Source organism: Arthrobacter sp. Soil764, from assembly GCF_001428075.1.
Classification (GTDB): Bacteria; Actinomycetota; Actinomycetes; order Actinomycetales; family Micrococcaceae; genus Arthrobacter.
Genome location: NZ_LMSI01000001.1, coordinates 1 through 17,628 on the forward strand (window position 1 = coordinate 1; position 17,628 = coordinate 17,628).

General features: G+C 65.2%; 13 protein-coding genes, 1 tRNA gene and 2 pseudogenes. 6 read left to right on the forward strand and 10 right to left on the reverse strand.

What is annotated here, in order from left to right; genetic code table 11:
• The 3 genes and pseudogenes from ASG86_RS20840 to ASG86_RS00010 all read right to left on the reverse strand — a co-directional run.
• Nucleotides 1–938: transketolase-like TK C-terminal-containing protein (locus ASG86_RS20840; RefSeq protein ID WP_442854280.1), on the reverse strand; the 938-nt coding region annotated here is incomplete at both ends.
• A 1-nt stretch (nt 939) separates the two neighbouring features.
• Nucleotides 940–1,737, reverse strand: a pseudogene (locus ASG86_RS20845) (pyruvate dehydrogenase (acetyl-transferring), homodimeric type); the annotation flags it as partial.
• A gap of 1 nt (nt 1,738) precedes the next feature.
• Nucleotides 1,739–2,826: pseudogene (locus tag ASG86_RS00010) on the reverse strand (pyruvate dehydrogenase (acetyl-transferring), homodimeric type); the annotation flags it as partial.
• A gap of 493 nt (nt 2,827–3,319) precedes the next feature.
• Between ASG86_RS00010 and ASG86_RS00015 the strand changes: the two are divergent.
• Genes ASG86_RS00015 through ASG86_RS00025 form a run of 3 tightly spaced genes read left to right on the forward strand, consistent with a single transcriptional unit; the run spans nt 3,320 to nt 6,459 of the window.
• Entirely contained in the window at nt 3,320–4,888 is a 1,569-nt protein-coding gene (locus ASG86_RS00015) for an NCS1 family nucleobase:cation symporter-1 (RefSeq protein ID WP_056328505.1), read from the forward strand.
• 52 nt (nt 4,889–4,940) lie between these two features.
• Nucleotides 4,941–5,684, forward strand: coding sequence for an aspartate/glutamate racemase family protein (locus ASG86_RS00020; RefSeq protein ID WP_056328508.1), 744 nt, complete (start codon nt 4,941–4,943; stop codon nt 5,682–5,684).
• 13 nt (nt 5,685–5,697) lie between these two features.
• Nucleotides 5,698–6,459 carry an SDR family oxidoreductase gene (locus tag ASG86_RS00025; protein ID WP_056328511.1) on the forward strand — a complete coding sequence of 254 codons (762 nt, stop codon included), beginning with the start codon at nt 5,698–5,700 and terminating at the stop codon, nt 6,457–6,459.
• A gap of 14 nt (nt 6,460–6,473) precedes the next feature.
• Here ASG86_RS00025 and ASG86_RS00030 read toward each other — a convergent pair whose 3' ends face one another.
• Genes ASG86_RS00030 through ASG86_RS00040 form a run of 3 tightly spaced genes read right to left on the reverse strand, consistent with a single transcriptional unit; the run spans nt 6,474 to nt 9,547 of the window.
• Entirely contained in the window at nt 6,474–6,851 is a 378-nt protein-coding gene (locus ASG86_RS00030) for a sterol carrier family protein (RefSeq protein ID WP_056328514.1), read from the reverse strand.
• 42 nt (nt 6,852–6,893) lie between these two features.
• On the reverse strand, nt 6,894–7,910 hold the full coding sequence (locus ASG86_RS00035) for an asparaginase (RefSeq protein WP_056328516.1): 1,017 nt from the start codon (nt 7,908–7,910) through the stop codon (nt 6,894–6,896).
• Nucleotides 7,911–7,960: 50 nt separating this feature from the next.
• Complete coding sequence (locus tag ASG86_RS00040) at nt 7,961–9,547, reverse strand: molybdopterin-dependent oxidoreductase (RefSeq protein WP_156386074.1); 1,587 nt, start codon at nt 9,545–9,547, stop codon at nt 7,961–7,963.
• Nucleotides 9,548–9,643: 96 nt separating this feature from the next.
• Here ASG86_RS00040 and purD point away from each other — a divergent pair, with 96 nt between their 5' ends.
• Nucleotides 9,644–10,960 (forward strand): phosphoribosylamine--glycine ligase, encoded by a 1,317-nt coding sequence (purD, locus tag ASG86_RS00045; protein WP_056329608.1) that lies wholly within the window; start codon nt 9,644–9,646, stop codon nt 10,958–10,960.
• A 3-nt stretch (nt 10,961–10,963) separates the two neighbouring features.
• On the forward strand, nt 10,964–11,902 hold the full coding sequence (locus ASG86_RS00050; protein ID WP_056328521.1) for a phosphoribosylaminoimidazolesuccinocarboxamide synthase: 939 nt from the start codon (nt 10,964–10,966) through the stop codon (nt 11,900–11,902).
• Nucleotides 11,903–11,953: 51 nt separating this feature from the next.
• Here the strand turns inward: ASG86_RS00050 and ASG86_RS00055 are convergent, their stop codons facing one another.
• Nucleotides 11,954–13,219, reverse strand: coding sequence for a helix-turn-helix domain-containing protein (locus tag ASG86_RS00055; protein WP_056328523.1), 1,266 nt, complete (start codon nt 13,217–13,219; stop codon nt 11,954–11,956).
• Between the two features lie 130 nt (nt 13,220–13,349).
• Here ASG86_RS00055 and ASG86_RS00060 point away from each other — a divergent pair, with 130 nt between their 5' ends.
• Nucleotides 13,350–13,577 carry a hypothetical protein gene (locus tag ASG86_RS00060; protein WP_056328526.1) on the forward strand — a complete coding sequence of 76 codons (228 nt, stop codon included), beginning with the start codon at nt 13,350–13,352 and terminating at the stop codon, nt 13,575–13,577.
• A 140-nt stretch (nt 13,578–13,717) separates the two neighbouring features.
• Here the strand turns inward: ASG86_RS00060 and ASG86_RS00065 are convergent.
• From ASG86_RS00065 to ASG86_RS00075, 3 genes are all read right to left on the reverse strand, one after another.
• A tRNA-Pro gene (locus ASG86_RS00065) sits at nt 13,718–13,794 on the reverse strand.
• A gap of 78 nt (nt 13,795–13,872) precedes the next feature.
• Nucleotides 13,873–15,699, reverse strand: a complete 1,827-nt coding sequence (locus ASG86_RS00070; protein WP_056328528.1) for an ABC transporter ATP-binding protein — start codon at nt 15,697–15,699, stop codon at nt 13,873–13,875.
• Complete coding sequence (locus ASG86_RS00075) at nt 15,696–17,504, reverse strand: ABC transporter ATP-binding protein (protein WP_056328532.1); 1,809 nt, start codon at nt 17,502–17,504, stop codon at nt 15,696–15,698. The genes ASG86_RS00070 and ASG86_RS00075 overlap by 4 nt, the downstream gene beginning before the upstream one ends.
• Between the last annotated feature and the right edge of the window lie 124 nt (nt 17,505–17,628).

Here is a 17,628-nt window from a genome sequence, read left to right on the forward strand (position 1 = left end):
ACCACGATGGAGTGGGTGTCGTTTTTGAAGTAGCGGCGGGCTGCTGCGCGGGTGTCGGAGAAGCCGAAGCCGTCGGCGCCGAGGGTGGCGAATTCGTTGGGGACGAATTGGCGGATCTGGTCCGGGATGGCTTTCATGTAGTCGGACACGGCGACGATGGGGCCGGTGGCGCCTTCGAGTTGCTGGGTGACGAAGGGGGTGCGGGCGGGTTGGCCGGGGTTGAGGAAGGCTTCTTCTTCGGCGGCGAGTCCGTCTCGGCGGAGTTCGTTCCAGGAGGTGACGGACCAGACGTCGGCGGAGACGTTCCAGTCATCGGCSAGGATGCGTTGGGCGTCGATGGCCCAGGGCACGGAGACGCCGGAGGCGAGGATCTGGGTGCGGGGACCGTCGATCTTTGCCGGGGCGAGCAGGTAGATGCCCTTGATGACGCCTTCGATGTCGAGGTTTTCCGGTTCGGCGGGCTGGACGATGGGTTCGTTGTACACGGTGAGGTAGTACATGACGTTCTTGTCGTCCGAGTCCGGCCCGTACATGCGTTCSAGGCCCGAGCGCATGATGTGGCCGATTTCGTAGCCGTAGGCGGGGTCGTAGGTGATGACGGCGGGGTTGGTGGAGGCCAGCAGGGGGGAGTGGCCGTCGGCGTGCTGGAGGCCTTCGCCGGTGAGGGTGGTCCGTCCTGCGGTGGCGCCGATGATGAAGCCGCGGGTCATTTGGTCCGCTGCTGCCCAGAAGGCGTCGCCGGTGCGCTGGAAGCCGAACATGGAGTAGAACACGTAGACGGGGACCAGGGGCACGCCGTGGGTGGCGTAGGAGGTCCCGGCGGCGGTGAAGGCTGCCACGGCGCCGGCTTCGTTGATGCCGGGGTGGATCAGTTGCCCGGCGGGGGATTCCTTGTAGGCCAGGACCAGGTCCCGGTCCACGGACAGGTAGTTCTGGCCNGGCGCCGGCTTCGTTGATGCCGGGGTGGATCAGTTGCCCGGCGGGGGATTCCTTGTAGGCCAGGACCAGGTCCCGGTCCACGGACAGGTAGTTCTGGCCGGCCGGGCTATAGATCTTCGCCGTGGGGAAGAACGCATCCATGCCGAAAGTGCGGGACTCATCCGGCACGATGGGCACAATTCGGTCCCCGAACTTCTTGTCCCGGAGCAAATCCTTGAGCAGGCGCACAAATGACATGGTGGTGGCGGCCTGCTGCTTGCCGGATCCGCGCTTGGCCACCTCGTAGGACTTCGCCCCGGGCAGTTCAACCGCCTGGTGGGCTGCACGGCGCTCCGGCACGGAGCCCCCCAACGCCCTTCGCCTTTCGAGGAGATAGGCGATCTCGGGCGAATCCAGGCCCGGGTGGTAATAGGGCGGCCGGTATGGATCTGCGTCCAGTTGTTCGTCCGAAATGGGAATGCGCAGGTAATCCCTGAAGTCCTTGAGGTCCTCGACCGTCAGTTTCTTCATTTGGTGCGTGGCATTCCTTCCTTCAAACCTCGGGCCCAGGCCGTAGCCCTTGACGGTGTGGGCGAGGATGACGGTGGGTTTGCCCTTGAATTCGGTGGCGGCYTTGTAGGCGGCGTAGACCTTGCGGTAGTCGTGGCCGCCGCGTTTGAGGTTCCAGATCTGGTCATCGGTGAGGTCCGCGACGAGGTCTTTGGTTTGCGGGGTTTTGCCGAAGAAGTGTTCGCGGACGAACCCGCCGGATTCGGCTTTGTAGGTCTGGTAGTCGCCGTCGACGGTCTCGTTCATGATTGTAGGCGGCGTAGACCTTGCGGTAGTCGTGGCCGCCGCGTTTGAGGTTCCAGATCTGGTCATCGGTGAGGTCCGCGACGAGGTCTTTGGTTTGCGGGGTTTTGCCGAAGAAGTGTTCGCGGACGAACCCGCCGGAYTCKGCYTTGTAGGTCTGGTAGTCGCCGTCGACGGTCTCGTTCATGATYTTCACCAGGGACCCGTCGGTGTCGCGGGTGAGCAGGTCATCCCACTCCCGGCCCCAGACGACCTTGATCACGTTCCAGCCCGCGCCGCGGAAGAACGCTTCGAGTTCCTGCATGATCTTGCCGTTGCCCCGGACCGGCCCGTCCAGGCGYCCAGGCGCTGGAGGTTGCAGTTGATCACGAAGTTCAGGTTGTCCAGGTTCTCGTTCGCGGCGAGCTGGAGCAGGCCGCGGGACTCGGGTTCGTCCATTTCGCCGTCGCCCAGGAACGCCCAGACCTGCTGGTCGGACGTGTCCTTCAGGCCCCGGTTGTGCAGGTACCGGTTGTTCTGGGCCTGGTAGATCGCGTTCATCGGGCCGATGCCCATGGACACGGTGGGGAATTCCCAGAAGTGCGGCATCAGCCGCGGGTGCGGGTAGGAGGACAGGGCATGGCCTTCACGGGACTTTTCCTGCCGGAACCCGTCCAGGTCCTCCTCGGACAGGCGTCCTTCCATGAACGCCCGGGCGTACATGCCGGGGGAGGCGTGGCCCTGGAAGAAGACCTGGTCCCCGCCGCCGGGGTGGTCCTTGCCGCGGAAGAAGTGGTTGAACCCGACCTCGTACAGGGTCGCGGCGCCGGCGTAGGTGGAGATGTGCCCGCCGACCCCGATATCGGGCCGCTGCGCCCGGTGGACCATGACCGCGGCGTTCCACCGCATGTACGCCCGGTACCGGCGCTCGAACTCCTCGTTGCCCGGGAACTCGGCTTCCTGGTCCACCGGGATSGTGTTCACGTAATCGGTGGTGGTCACCATCGGCACCCCGACGCTCTGCGCGCCCGCGCGCTGCAGCAGGCTCCGCATGATGTATTGGGCACGCTCGGTGCCCTGTTCCCTGATCAACGCGTCCAGGGACTCAACCCACTCNCTCTGCGCGCCCGCGCGCTGCAGCAGGCTCCGCATGATGTATTGGGCACGCTCGGTGCCCTGTTCCCTGATCAACGCGTCCAGGGACTCAACCCACTCSGCAGTCTCTTCCGGATCACGATCAGGCAGCTGGTTAGTCAACCCGCTGAGGATATGGGAGGTATCTTCTCCTGCAGCCATGTCAGCCTCTTTTCATCTTTGAACGCATCAGGCTTCATGTTTTTCATATTGTGAAAAAACATTATTGCTAGATGAGATTAGTGAGAGTCTTGGCTTCGGTCAATGTGGCGGTGGGCACTCCGGTGAAGGGCGGGCGGGCGCAACGAAGCAACCATTTATGACTGGACCCCACTGATGCTGCCGCTTGACCAGCAGTGACCCAGGTCATACCATTATTTCACTATTCAATATCTCCTTTCCGCGATGTGGAATAACAGAAACGACCCTCGGGTCGGCCTCACCACCCGGAATCATCCAAAGAATTGAGACCCTTATGCAAACCCCTCCTACGGCGGGCGTTGCTGCTGACCAGGGACTGACAGCGCCGTCGGCCCCTGCAGCACATACCCCCGGCAGCGTTGAAGCCCTGTGCGAATCAGCAAGCGCAGCCTCGGGCACCAGCATCAGCCCTTCCCTGTACAACTCCGATCTTGCCCCCACCAGGCGCGCCGGCCGCAGCTGGACCAGCTACAGCATCTTCACCCTGTGGGCCAACGACGTGCACAGCTTGGGCAACTACGCCTTCGCCATCGGCCTGTTCGCCTTGGGGCTGGGCGGGTGGCAGATCCTCATGGCCCTCGGCATCGGCGCTGCGCTGCTGTTCGGCCTCCTGACGCTGTCCGGATTCATGGGTGTCAAGACCGGTGTTCCCTTCCCGGTCATGAGCCGCATCAGCTTCGGCATCAGGGGCGCCCAGATCGCCAGCCTCCTCCGCGGCGCCGTGGCCGTGGCATGGTTCGGCATCCAGACCTACCTCGCCTCGGTCGTCTTCCGCGTCATGCTCGTAGCCATGTTCCCGGCCCTCGGTGACCTGGACCAGGACTCAATCCTGGGACTGTCCACGCTGGGATGGATGGCATTCGTGGCCCTATGGGTGGTGCAGCTGGTCATCGTCAGCTTCGGCATGGAAATGATCCGTAAGTACGAGGCATTCGCCGGCCCTGTCATTCTGGCCACCATGGCCGCAATGGCCGTCTGGATCTTCGTGGAAGCCGGCGGAAGCATTGCCTGGTCCTCCAATAAGGCCCTGGAAGGGCCGGAAATGTGGCTCACCATCTTCGCCGGCGGCGCCCTCTGGGTCTCGATCTACGGCACGTTCGTCCTGAACTTCTGCGACTTCACCCGCTCAGCGGTCTCCAAGAAGGCCGTGGTCCGGGGCAACTTCTGGGGCATCCCCATCAACATGCTCGTGTTCGGCGCCATCGTGGTAGTGATGGCCGGCGGCCAGTTCAAAATCAACGGCACCATCATCAAGAGCCCTTCCGATATCGTCCAAACCATCCCCAACACGCTGTTCCTGGTCCTCGCATGCCTTGCCCTGCTGATTCTGACCATCGCAGTGAACCTGATGGCCAACTTCGTCGCCCCTGTGTACGCCCTGACCAATCTGTTCCCCAAGCGGCTGAACTTCCGCAGGGCGGCAATGGTCTCAGGCACCATCGGGCTGGTCATCCTGCCCTGGAACCTCTACAACAACCCTCTGGTGATCGTGTACTTCCTGGGCGGCCTCGGTGCGCTGCTTGGTCCGCTGTTCGGCGTCGTTATGGCTGACTACTGGCTGATCCGCCGCGGCAAGGTCAACGTCCCCGAGCTCTACACGGCCTCACCGGAAGGCGCGTACTTCTACCGGAAGGGCGTAAATCCGCGGGCCATCATCGCCATGGTTCCGGCGGCCGTCCTGGCCCTGCTGATCGCCTTCGTGCCGGGGCTGGCTGCCGCGGCACCCTTCGCCTGGTTCTTCGCAGCGGGCATAGCAGCGGCACTGTACTTCTTCATCGCCGACCGCAACCAAAGGCTGGACGACCGCGACGGCGAGGCCATCGCCGTCGTCAGCACCCACTAAGCCCCACCGCTGACCCGGCCCAAGAAGGGCCGCCCGACCAAGGATCCTCCCCATGCGCATACTCGTCGCAAACGTCAACACCACGCAGTCAATGACCGACTCGATCGCGGCCTCCGCGCGCAGCGTGGCCGCCTCGGGCACCGAAATCATCGGCATCACCCCCAGGTTCGGCGCCGACTCCTGCGAAGGCAACTTCGAAAGCTACCTGGCGGCCATCGCCGTCATGGACGCCGTCACCTCCTACCAGGAGCCCTTCGACGCCGTCATCCAGGCCGGATACGGCGAGCACGGCCGCGAGGGGCTGCAGGAGCTGCTGGACGTCCCGGTCGTCGACATCACCGAGGCCGCCGCCAGCACGGCCATGTTCCTGGGCCACAAGTATTCGGTGGTCACCACCCTGGACCGGACGGTTCCCCTCATCGAGGACCGGCTGAAGCTGGCCGGACTGGACGCCAGGTGTGCCTCCGTGCGTGCCAGCGGCATGGCAGTCCTGGAACTCGAGGAGGAACCGGAGCGCGCCGTCGAGGCCATCATCAACCAGGCGATGCTGGCCGTAACCCAGGACAAGGCCGAGGTGATTGTCCTCGGCTGCGGCGGGATGGCCGGCCTGGACGAGCAGATACGGCAACGGGCAGGTGTTCCCGTGGTGGACGGCGTCGCCTCTGCCGTGACCATTGCCGAATCACTCGTCCGCATGCGCCTGACCACCTCCAAGGTGCGGACGTTCGCTGCGCCGCGGCCCAAGACCGTCATAGGCTGGCCGCTGAACAAGCCGGCCGTGCCGGCCCAGCTTTAGCCCAGGAGAGCGCATGGACACTTCCCCTTCCACAGCACGCGTCGCCGTCGTCACAGGCGCAGGCTCCGGCATCGGCCGGGAGGTTGCCCGGCAGATGCTGGCCGACGGCTACCGCGTGGTCCTGGCCGGCCGCCGGGAGGCGCAGCTGAAGGAAACAGCGGACGGCAGCCCGGACGCGCTGGTGGTTCCCTGCGACGTGACCCGGCCCGACGACGTCGAGCGGCTTTTCGAGGCAGCACACCAACAGTGGGGACGGGTGGACGTGCTGTTCAACAACGCCGGGGTGTTCGGCCCGGCGGCCGGGGTGGACGAGATCAGCCTGGCGGACTGGAACGCCACCCTGGCCGTGAACCTTACCGGGTCCATGCTGTGTGCCGCCGCAGCGGTCCGGACCATGAAGGCGCAGGAACCTCAGGGCGGAAGGATCATCAACAACGGCTCCATCTCCGCGCATTCACCGCGGCCGCGGACCGTGGCCTATACCGTGACCAAGCACGCCATGACCGGCCTGACCAAGAGCATCGAGCTGGACGGCCGCGGCTACGGCATCACCTGCGGGCAGATCGATATCGGCAACACTGCCACCGAGATCATGGACACCATCGGCGTCGGCTCGGGTGCGCTCCAGGCGGACGGCAGCCGCAAGGTGGAGCCGATGTTTCCGGTGGCGGACGCGGCGCGGGCAGTGCTGATGATGGCCAACATGCCGGCCTCGGCCAGCGTGGGCTCAGTGGTGGTCACCGCGGCGGGGATGCCCTTCATCGGCCGCGGGTAGCCGCACCCGAAGGGTTACAGCGGCAGCAGGGCCGACAGGTCCGCGCGCAGGCCGGACGCGGCCACCTTGCCGGCCCCGACTGCCTCCGCCCAGCCCAGCTGGCCGGTCACCATCCCCAGCCAGGTGGCGGCGTCGCACTCAATTACGTTGGGTGGGGTTCCGCGCGTGTGCCGCGGACCCTCAACACACTGGGTGACGCCAAACGGCGGGACGCGCACCTCCACGGAGTTCCCCGGCGCGCGCGCCGTCACCTCCTCCAACGAGTACCTGACGGCAGTGGCCAGGACCGTCCGCGGCAGGGGAGCGTCCGACGCCGGCTGCGAAGCTTCCAGCCACGCCTTCAGTGCTGCTTTGCCTTCCTGGACGTCAATACGACGGCGGGCTACGGCCATGCGTTCAATCTTCCTTCAGTGTGTCGCTTGGGGGATGGGGCGTCAGTCCAGGAGCGCGGAAACTGCCGGGCCCAGCCTGATCTTGCCCACCGGGCGGCCGCCGCCAAGCACAGGTTCCACCACCCGCTCCAGGGCGCTGGCAACTCCCGGAATCTCCACGGCCCCTGCCGCGGCGAGGAGGGTGAGGGCCACCAGCGAGGTGGCCCGGACATTCCCGTCAAGGATCTTGACTGCCACGGAGACCCCTTGGGGCGTTGCCATGGCCAGGACGCCCTCAGCTCCGATCTTGGCGATGACCTCAAGCTCATCCATTACCAGGGTGTTGGCTTCGCCGCGGCCCTGCACCGCCCAGGGGTAGTCAAGCATCGAGGTGGCGATGGTGGCGGCCCTGGCGCTGAAGCTCTGGTCGCCGGGTGCCTTGGCCAGGTGGGAGTAGGCCCTGGCCAGGCCCTTCAGGGAAACAGCCGCCACGGGGGCGCCGCAGCCGTCGATCCCCAGGTGCGCGATCTTCTCGCCCGTGTATTCCTCCACGACGGTCCGCACCCGCTGCTGCAGCGGGTGGTTCGGCTCCAGGTAGCTGTGGGTGTCCCACCCGTTTTCGGTGCAGGCCCACAGGAAGGCTGCGTGCTTCCCGGAACAGTTGTACGCCAGCCGCGACTTCCCCTTTTCCGAGCGCACCAGCCAGTTCCGGGCCGTTTCATCCTGCGGCCACGCCTCCGGGCATTGCAGCTGGTCTTCACGGACTCCGGCCGCCTTGAGCATGCCCGCCACCACATCCATGTGGTCCAGTGACCCGGTATGGCTTCCGCACGCGATGGCCACCTGGGCGCCCCGCAGCGGAACCCCTGACTGCATGGACGCCAGGGCCTGGAACGGCTTGAGCGTGGACCGGGCGTAGATAGGGGTGTTGATGTCCCCGAGTTCAGTGACCACCGAACCGTCCGCGGACAGGAGCACGGCGGAACCAATGTGCCTCGACTCCACAAAGCCGCTGCGTTCGATCACGGCCAGTTCGACGGCGGAGTCAACAGTGAAGGTGGCATGCGGATTGTGCGGCATACAGCCAGTCTATGGGCCAGCCCCGCAGATGCCCGGGACTGCCGCCGGGACTACTGCACGGTGACCATCACCGACTGCCAGCCCGATGCGCCGTCAGGGACGGGATCGGCGCGCTGGTCCGTCTGGACCTCCCCGGTCCCGTCCGTGGCCCGGACCTTGATGTAGTGCGGGCCGGGCGTGGCGTCCCATTCGTAGGACCACTGGCGCCAGGTGACGGTGGACGCTTCGGTGGACAGGGTGGCCTCCGTCCAATCGCCGTTGTCGATCTGGATTTCCACTTTGGTGATGCCGCGTGTCTGGGCCCAGGCCGTCCCGCCCACGGCGACTATCCCGGCCGGTACTTTCGCAAAGGATTTAGGCACGTCCACGCGCGCCATCGTCTTGATGGGACCGCGCTCCGACCATCCGCGCTCGGTCCAGTAGGCCTTGCTGTCAGCGAACCGGGTGACCTCCAGGTCCACCACCCACTTGGTGGCGGAGACGAACCCGTACAGCCCGGGAACCACCATCCGCACCGGGTAGCCGTGCTCCACCGGAAGCGGCTCCCCGTTCATGCCGATGGCCAGCATGGCGTCCCTGTCGTCCTGCAGGACCTCCAGGGGAGTGGAGGCGCTGAAGCCGTCGATCGACGTCGACAGCACCATGTCCGCCCCGTCCTTGGGTTTGGCGCGGGCCAGGACCTCACGGATGGGCAGGCCCAGCCACTTGGCGTTGCCGGCCAGGTTGCCGCCCACGGGATTGGAGACGCAGGTGAGCGTGACATGCGACTCGATCAGTTCAGCGTCGAGCAGGTCCTGGAAGGTCAGCGTGACTTCCTGTTCCACGAGCCCGTGTATTCGCAGTTCCCAGTCGTCGACGTTGATTTCCGGCACGCTCAGCGCCGTATCAATCCGATAGAACTCGCCGTTGGGAGTCAGCCACGGCGTAACCCCGGGCACGGGGGACTGGACCCCGGCCGGTACGGCGGCTGCGGCCTTTGCCGGGGACGGCAGCGTCAGTGCTTCCCTTGCCTTGGCCACATTGCTGCGGGCGGCAGCCAGCACCCGCCCACCGGTGGCGGCAATGCCCGCCGCCAGGGCGGTGAACCCGGCAGCAGCGAAGAACCGTCGCCGGCTGGTGCCGTTGCTCCCAACCGGTTCCCCGCCGTCGGCCGCTGTATCCGCCGGCGCTTCCGGCCAGGCCTTCATCCCCCACAGCGGTACCATCAGGCGGCGCAGGACCACCAGCCCGGCAATGGTTCCCAGCACGGAAGGGATGGCATCCGCTGCGCCCACCCCCGCGCGGGTCACCACACTGGCCACGATCACGGCACCCATGAAGAGCACGCCCAGGACGCCCAGCGCCCATTTCCGGTACGCCACCACGCCCAGGATGCAGGCAAGCACCGCGATGGTCAGGCCCATGCCCACGAACAGGGCCGCCTTGTCGTTGGTGCCGAAGGTGGCGATCGCAAAGTCCTTCAGGGCGGGCGGCGTGAAGTCGATGAAGGTGGACCCCAGGGCAAACAGGGGGGTAGCCCTGGCGGTAAAGAACGCCCCTGTCAGCTCCGCGACAGCAAGTACGACGGCGGCTGCCACCACGCCTGCCAATGCGGCCATGGTTGCGGGACCTGTAATCCTGTTTCGCAGCTTTGTCATGTCTATGGTTCGGAGCGGGCGGGTATCCGGATTGACCGCAAGGGGGGAGGACACAGCTTAGGAGCGGGGAGGGTGCACAAAGTACCCTTGGACACTGTGAAGGTACTCGTCATTGGCCCCGGAGGCCGCGAACACGCCATTGTCCGCTCCCTGCTTGCCGACCCCAACGTGTCCGAGGTCCACGCGGCGCCTGGCAATGCCGGCATCAGCAAGCTGGTTCCCACCTACAACATCAACGGCAACGATCCCGAGGCAGTTGCGGAGCTGGCCACCCGGCTCGGTGTGGACCTCGTGGTGGTGGGCCCGGAGGCTCCGCTGGCCGCAGGCGTATCGGACGCCGTCCGTGAAGCCGGGATTCCCGTCTTCGGGCCCAGCAAGGCAGCAGCCCAGCTGGAGGCCTCAAAGGCCTTCGCCAAGGAAGTCATGGCGGAAGCCGGTGTCCCCACGGCGATGGCCATGGTGGCCACCAACGCCGAGGAAGCCGCCTCCGCCCTGGACACCTTCGGCGCCCCGTACGTCGTGAAGGACGATGGGCTCGCCGCCGGCAAGGGCGTGGTGGTAACCCGCAACCGCGACGAAGCCCTGGCGCACGCCCAGTCCTGCTTCGACGCCGGCGGTTCGGTGGTCATCGAGGAGTTCCTGGACGGCCCTGAAGTTTCCCTGTTTGTCCTTTGCGACGGGCAGAACACCGTGGCGCTGTCGCCCGCCCAGGATTTCAAGCGCATCTTCGACAACGACGAAGGGCCCAACACCGGCGGCATGGGCGCCTACACGCCGCTCGAGTGGGCCCCGGAGGGTCTGGTCCAGGAAGTCCTTGACCGCGTGGCCCAGCCCACCGTCAAGGAAATGGCCCGCCGCGGCACCCCGTTCGTCGGCGTACTGTTCGTCGGCCTCGCCCTCACCTCGCGCGGCACCCGCGTGATCGAGTTCAACGTCCGCTTCGGCGACCCCGAAACCCAGGCGGTCCTCGCCCGGCTCAAGACCCCCCTCGGCGCGCTGCTGATGGCGGCCGCCAAGGGCGAACTGGACAAGGCGGAGGAGCTGCGGTGGGCCAGGGAAACTGCCGTCGCCGTCGTCATCGCCTCGGAGAACTACCCGGACAAGCCCCGTACCGGTGACCGCATCCGCGGGCTCAAGAAGGTTGAGGAACTCGACGGCGTGCACGTCATCCACGCTGGAACTGCCCTGGATGAGGAAGGCAAGGTGGTGTCCGCCGGCGGGCGGGTCCTCGCCGTGGTCGCCCTGGGCAGCGACCTGGTGGAGGCACGCGAAAAAGCGTACGACGGCGTGGAGCTGGTGAAGCTGGACGGCTCGCAGTTCCGCACCGACATCGGACGCAAAGCTGCCCGCGGGGAGATCAAGGTGCCATACGGCGCCACGGGCTCCATGCCCATCGTGAAAGCAAAGGCCTGACCCATGACTGCAACTCCTGAGAACCGCGGCTACGCCACCCAGACCCTTGACTTGCCCGGCTGGACGCACGTCTACTCCGGCAAGGTGCGCGACCTCTACGAGCCCGCTGACGAGTCCATCCTGCAGCGCGTTGGCCAGGAATGCGTGCTGGTGGTGGCCAGCGACCGGATCAGCGCCTACGACCATGTGCTGTCCAGCGAAATCCCCGACAAGGGACGCATCCTCACCCAGTTGAGCCTCTGGTGGTTTGACCAGTTGGGCGTGGAACACCATGTGCTCGGCTCCACCGTGGAGGACGGCGTGCCGGCCCAGGTGGAAGGCCGGGCCATGATCTGCAAGAAGCTGGACATGTTCCCGGTGGAATGCATCGCCCGCGGCTACCTCACGGGATCCGGCCTGCAGGAATACAAGGCCTCCGGAACGGTCTGCAACATCCCGCTGCCCGAAGGCCTGGTGGACGGGTCCCGGCTCGAGCACCCGATTTTCACGCCGTCAGCCAAGGCTCTGATCGGTGAGCACGATGAGAACATCACCTACGACGCCGTGGTTGCCCTGGTTGGCGACGACATCGCCGCCCGCCTCAGCGAGTTGACGCTGAAGATCTACACGACGGCGGAAAAGGTTGCCCGTGAGCGCGGCATCATCCTGGCGGACACCAAGGTGGAGTTCGGCTACGACGCGGTCTCCGGGTCAATAACGCTGGGCGACGAGGTTCTGACCCCGGATTCCTCGCGCTTCTGGGATGCCGCCACCTACAAGCCGGGCCAGGCCCAGCCTTCCTACGACAAGCAGTATGTGCGCGACTGGCTCACTTCAGCCGAGTCCGGTTGGGACAAATCGTCGGACACCCCGCCGCCGGCGCTTCCCGCTGAAGTGGTGGAGCGTACCCGCGGCCGTTATGTCGAAGCGTACGAGAAGATCACGGGAAAGACCTTCTCCTAGGCCAACCTCGGAGCCAGGTAAGCCCGCGTTCGCGGGTTTGCCTGGCTTCGCTTAACTGGCGTTGGCGGCAGCGGCTGCCCGTTTCTGCGCCAGCTTGATTTCGAGGATTGCGTCCAGCGCCTGCTGGACGCGATCCTGTGCGCCGGCAGCGGCAAAGGCCTTTTGGGCGTCCTCAAGATGGACGAGTGCTTCGTCGGTTTCTCCCGAGGCTTTGAGCGACTTGCCCAGCAGCAGTGAGACCTCGCCAGCAGTGTGCTTGCCCAGTGCGTCGCGCTCCGCGTGGATCTCGCGCAGTTTTTCGACGGCGGCAACGATGTCCCCGGTCAGGTACAGCCAGCGGGCACGGATGAAGGCGACTTCCAGTTCATCGCTCTTGGTTCCGCCAACGATCGAGAAGGCCAGCTCCGCCCGCTCGATCGCTGAAAGCGTCTCAGGCTCCACGATCCCCGAGGAAAGCCGAACAGCAGCAGACGCCTTATTGAAACGGGCCCACAACTCGATGTCATTGGCGGGGGAGAGCAGGCGCGCCGCCCGCTCGTGGTGCTTGACGCCTTCCGTGTAGTCGTGCCGCATGAAGGCCACGTTGCCGATCACCCAGGCGACCTCGCCCGCGAGCTGGGACATGGCGTGCTCATCCACTTGGTCCAGCAGCGCCTGGCAGTATTTCCAGGCTTCGTCCAAGCGGCCACTTTCGGCCAAGGCGCCGATCAGGATCCTGTGGGCACCGATAAGCACGGTTGAACCACGGGGCAAATTAACGGAGAGCCTGACAGCTTCCAACGCATGCTCCACGGCGATGGGCAGCTGGCCCTGGCCGTGGCACACGGCGGCGAGCATTTGGCGGGCACGCACTCCAAGACCCACAGACTCTGTTGCCATTGGATGCTCAAGGAGACGCTCGACGATTTTGCGGCACTCCTGCAGGTCACCCTGCTTCATGAGGCACTCGGCCTGCATGTATGTCATGTTCCACCAGGCACTCGTGTTTTTACCGTCGAGCGCGATCTGTGCTGCCGTGGCAGCGTGGGTGGCGGCCAATGGATAGTCACGTAAATCCCATGCCTGACGGGCATAAAGCCCTGCCAGCACGTACTCGGCGTCACTCAGGGAAATCGGTTGGCTCCAAGCCTCCAATGCCTTCGGTGCAAGCTCCAGCCGACGGGCCAGTTCCTCGATTACCTCCGCTGTCGGTTCCCTACGGCCCGTCTCCAACAGTGAGATATAGCTGGGTGAATACAGGTCCTTGCCCAGTTCGGCCTGTGTCAGTCCACGCTCAAGGCGCTCCGCCCGGAGCTTTTCTCCGAATCCGTTGCCCACGCGTTTCCTCCTTCTGGACAGCCAAGGCTGCGCGAATGCTTGACAGCCCCTGTGGAAAATATTTTACAATGTGTGTCAACAAGGACAGTGCTGGCTTTGTAACGAATCCGACTCGTATTGAGGAACTTATATGTTGAAGAAGATCGCAACCGCGGCCGCCTTGGCTGGGGCCCTGGCTTTCTCCGCGGCGGCTCCGGCCGTCCTGTCTGCAGGTTCCATCGCCGATAACTCGGGTACGTCGGTAGCCATCGGTAACTGGCCTGACCCTGCTTCCACGAAGGTGAAGAAGGACAAGAAGACCACTACCACTGACACCTCCGTCGTCACCTACATTGGCAACTGGCCTGACCCTGCGTAAATTGCTTCCTCACAACAGGAGGCGATGAGGCAGCCCCGGAGCAACCGCTCCGGGGCTGTTTCTGTTAGGCGATCAGTGATGGCCGTGACCACATCGAGATGAAAAAAGAGGGCCTCCGCAAGGAGACCCTCTTTTCGTTATGGTCGGGATGACAGGATTTGAACCTGCGACCTCTTCGTCCCGAACGAAGCGCGCTACCAAGCTGCGCTACATCCCGATCCGCTGCAAAAGCAACTTTACAAGGATAGCCGATTCAGGCCCTGGATGCGAAATCACGGCCCACCGAAGAAGCGGGTCAGACCAGTGAGTCTTTCCATGCCCCGTGCAGGTCGGCGAAGCGTCCGCCGCCGCCGATCAGTTCCTGCGGCGTGCCATCCTCCACGATCCGGCCGTCGTGCACCACCAGGACACGGTCCGCCGTCTCCACCGTGGACAGGCGGTGCGCGATGATCAGGGCCGTCCTGCGTGCCGCTTCCGTCCCGGCGAGCAGGCGTGCCAGCCCGGCCTGCACCAGCCGCTCGGAAGGGATGTCCAGCGAGGAGGTAGCCTCGTCCAGGATCAGCACCGCCGGCTGTGCCAGGAAGGCCCTGGCAAAGCTGATCAGCTGCCGCTGGCCGGAGGAGACCCTGCCGCCGCGCTTGTTGACGTCGGTGTCGTAGCCTTCCGGAAGCTCCAGGATGAACTCGTGGGCGCCCACCGCCTTGGCGGCCTCTTCGATCTCCGCGCGTGACGCTTCAGGCCTGCCTAGCGCAATGTTGTCCGCCACCGAGCCACTGAACAGGAACGCCTCCTGGGTGACCATGACAATGTTCCGGCGGAGGTCGGTGGTGGCCAGGTCGCGGAGGTCCACGCCGTCCAGGGTGAGGGTGCCGGAGGTGACGTCATAGAAGCGTGCGATGAGTTTGGCCAGGGTGGACTTTCCGGCCCCTGTCTGTCCCACCAGGGCAACGGTCTGTCCGGCCGGGATGTGCAGGTCCAGGCGGGGTACCACCACCGGGCCATCGCCGTAGCGGAATTCCACGCCGTTGAAGTCGATGCGCCCCGTGGCACTGGGAAGGGGCACCGGGTTCTTCGGTGGCCGGACCGTGGGCACTTCTTCGAGCAGTCCGGACACTTTTTCCAGGGCCGCCTGTGCGCTTTGGAACGAGTTGTAGAACATGGCCATCTGGTCCACCGGCTGGAAGAACCGCTTGGTGGAGAGGATGAGGGCCAGGAGCACACCCACTGCCAGGCCGCCGTCCAGCACCCGGAATCCGCCGAACAGCAGGACTACGGCAACGCAGACGTTGCCGATCAGCACCAGGCCGGGCTGGAAGATGCCGTTCAGGTTGATGGACCGGACGGTGACCAGCCGGTAGTCCTCAGCGAGTTTGCCGTAGCGCTCCGAGTTCTCCTTCTCCTTGCGGAAGGCCTTGACGGCGCGGATGCCGGTCATGGTTTCCACGAAGTGCACGATCAGCCGGGCGGAGACCACACGGGATTCCCGGAAGGCGATCTGCGAGTGCTTCTGGTACCAGCGGGACAGGAAGAACATGGGCACGCCGGCAGCGAGCACCAGCAAGCCGCTCCGCCAGTCCAGGGCAAAGATGGTGACGGCGGTAAAGGCCATGAAGAGCATGCCGGAAGCGAGGGAGCTGACGCCCGAATCGAGGAGTTCGCGCAGCGCCTCCAGGTCCGAGGTCTGCCGGGCGATGATCCTGCCCGAAGTGTACTTTTCGTGGAACTCCAGGCTGAGCCGCTGTGTGTGGCGGAAGACGCGCAACCGCAGGTCCAGCAGCATCGCCTGGCTGAGCCGCGCAGTGGAGGTGACATAGAGGGCGGTGAGTCCCGCCGTCGCAATGGCTGCCAAAAGGTAAGCGACGCCGGTGAGCACCAACGGGAGGTTGTCGCCGGCCTGCAGGGCGGGCAGGGCGTGGTCGATCCCGAACGCGATCAGTGCGGGGCCGGCCACCCGCGCGGCCTGGGACAGGACCACCATGGCGATAGTCAGCCAGAACCGCGCCCGCACCGGACGGATCAGCGACCGCAGCAGGGCGAGCGACCGCCGTCGTACTGCCCTGCTGTCACTCTTGCTGAGGTGGGCGTTGTCTTCGTTGGCGGTGCCGAACGTTGCGGTGCTCATCGGGTCACTTCCTCGGCCTGGTCTTCGAGGGCCGACAGTTCGGAGTCCAGGTCCCGCGGCTCCCGGTCAAGGCTGGCGATGACGTAGCGGTAGTGCTGGTTGTGGGCCAGCAGTTCGGTGTGCGTTCCGACAGCAGTGATGCGCCCGTCCTCCAGCAGCGCCACCCGGTCTGCGAGGGCCACGGTGGAAGGACGGTGGGCCACAATCAGGGTGGTGGTGTCCTTCAGGACCTCGCGGAGGCGGGCCTCCACCAGTTCTTCGGTGTGCACGTCCAGGGCGGACAGCGGATCGTCCAGGACCAGCACCCGCGGACGCGCGGCGATGGCACGTGCCAACGCGATGCGCTGCCGCTGGCCGCCGGAGAGACTCAGGCCCTCCTCGCCGATCAGCGTGTCCACGCCCTCCGGCAGGGAATAGGCGAAGTGTGCCTGGGCCACGTCAAGGGCCTCGTCCAGGATATCCTCCGTGCGGACCGGGGCGCCAAGCAGGACGTTGTCCCGGACTGAATTGGAGAAGAGCGTAGTGTCCTCGAAAGCCACGCCGACGATCCTGCGCAGCTCCTCAACATCGAAGTCCCGGAGGTCGACACCGTCGATGGTAATGGCGCCGCCGCTGACGTCGTACAGCCGGGGCACCAGCTGGATCAGCGCACTCTTGCCGCTGCCGGTAATGCCCACCAGGGCCATGGTTTCACCGGGAAGGATATCCAGGTTGATGTCCTTGAGGATCGGCTTGTCCGGTGCGTCCTCGAAGGCGAAGGTGGCGTGGTTGAAGCGGAGCGCCCCCGCCAGTTCGCCCGGGCTGCTGGGCCGTGCGGGGCTGGTGATGGCGTTCTGCGTGTCCATCACTTCGTAGTGGCGGTCGACGGCGGTCTTGGCCGTGAGTGCCATGGCCAGCAGCATGCCGGAAAATTCCACGGGGGAGGCGATGACTGCGGCTGTGGCGAAGAACGCCACCAGGGCGCCGATGCTCAACTCACCGCTGGCGCACAGCATCACGCCCACCACCAGGCCGGCTCCCAGGGCGAGTTCGGGAAGCAGGGTGACCACCATGGTGAACGTTGCCTGGTGCCGTGCCTTCGCGATCTCCGTCTGGCGCAGTTCCTCCGCCTGCTGGTTGAAGTTTTCCAAGGCTTCCCGGCTGCGGCCAAAGGCCTTGAGCACCCGGATGCCGTGGACCGATTCCTCTACCGTCGTGGCAAGGTCCCCGGCCTGGTCCTGGCCTTGGCGGGCAACCTTGCTGAACCGGGTGCGGAACCGGAAGCTGTTGATGGTGATGGGAATGGCGGCGGCCAGGAAGATCAGGGCCAGCTGCCAGCTCATGGCGAACATGGCCACGATGCCGATGGTCACTGTCAGGGTGGTGACTACCAGCATGATGGCGCCAAAGGCCATCCAGCGGCGCAGGAAGTTCAGGTCCGTCATGGCCCGTGACAGCAGCTGGCCGGAGCCCCACCGGTCGTGGAAGGAGACGGTCAGGTCCTGCAGGTGGTCATAAAGGGAGACCCGCATCCGGGTTTCCACCGAGGTGGCAGGATTGATGACGAACTGCCGGCGCAGGGCCACCAGTCCCGCCTCGGCGATGCCCAGGACCAGGATGACGGCGGCCGAAACCCACACTGCCTCCGGCGTACCCCCCGGCTGCAGTGCGGTGTTCACCAGGACCCGCAGCACCTGCGGGATGGTCAGGGCCACCACGCTGGCCAGGAGGGCGCAGAGGAGTCCCATCAGGAGCCTGGGGATGATGGGCCGGACGTGCGGATAAAGACGGCTGATGGATCGGAAAAAGGGAGTCTGCTTGGCCATGCCCGCTTCTCAAGCTCTAAAACGAATGTAGTTTCCTCTAGCAACTACCCTATGCCATTGGCGTGAGGCGGTTCACACGTATTTTGAGGGGCGCGTGCTGCTTGCCCAGTTATTGCAGACCGTA

Coding starts and splice junctions, on each gene's coding strand:
- ASG86_RS00015 (WP_056328505.1), top strand. CDS start 3,320: ATGCAAACCCCTCCTACGGCGGGCGTTGCTGCTGACCAGGGACTGACA.
- ASG86_RS00020 (WP_056328508.1), top strand. CDS start 4,941: ATGCGCATACTCGTCGCAAACGTCAACACCACGCAGTCAATGACCGAC.
- ASG86_RS00025 (WP_056328511.1), top strand. CDS start 5,698: ATGGACACTTCCCCTTCCACAGCACGCGTCGCCGTCGTCACAGGCGCA.
- ASG86_RS00030 (WP_056328514.1), bottom strand. CDS start 6,851: ATGGCCGTAGCCCGCCGTCGTATTGACGTCCAGGAAGGCAAAGCAGCA.
- ASG86_RS00035 (WP_056328516.1), bottom strand. CDS start 7,910: ATGCCGCACAATCCGCATGCCACCTTCACTGTTGACTCCGCCGTCGAA.
- ASG86_RS00040 (WP_156386074.1), bottom strand. CDS start 9,547: ATGACAAAGCTGCGAAACAGGATTACAGGTCCCGCAACCATGGCCGCA.
- ASG86_RS00050 (WP_056328521.1), top strand. CDS start 10,964: ATGACTGCAACTCCTGAGAACCGCGGCTACGCCACCCAGACCCTTGAC.
- ASG86_RS00060 (WP_056328526.1), top strand. CDS start 13,350: ATGTTGAAGAAGATCGCAACCGCGGCCGCCTTGGCTGGGGCCCTGGCT.
- ASG86_RS00070 (WP_056328528.1), bottom strand. CDS start 15,699: ATGAGCACCGCAACGTTCGGCACCGCCAACGAAGACAACGCCCACCTC.
- ASG86_RS00075 (WP_056328532.1), bottom strand. CDS start 17,504: ATGGCCAAGCAGACTCCCTTTTTCCGATCCATCAGCCGTCTTTATCCG.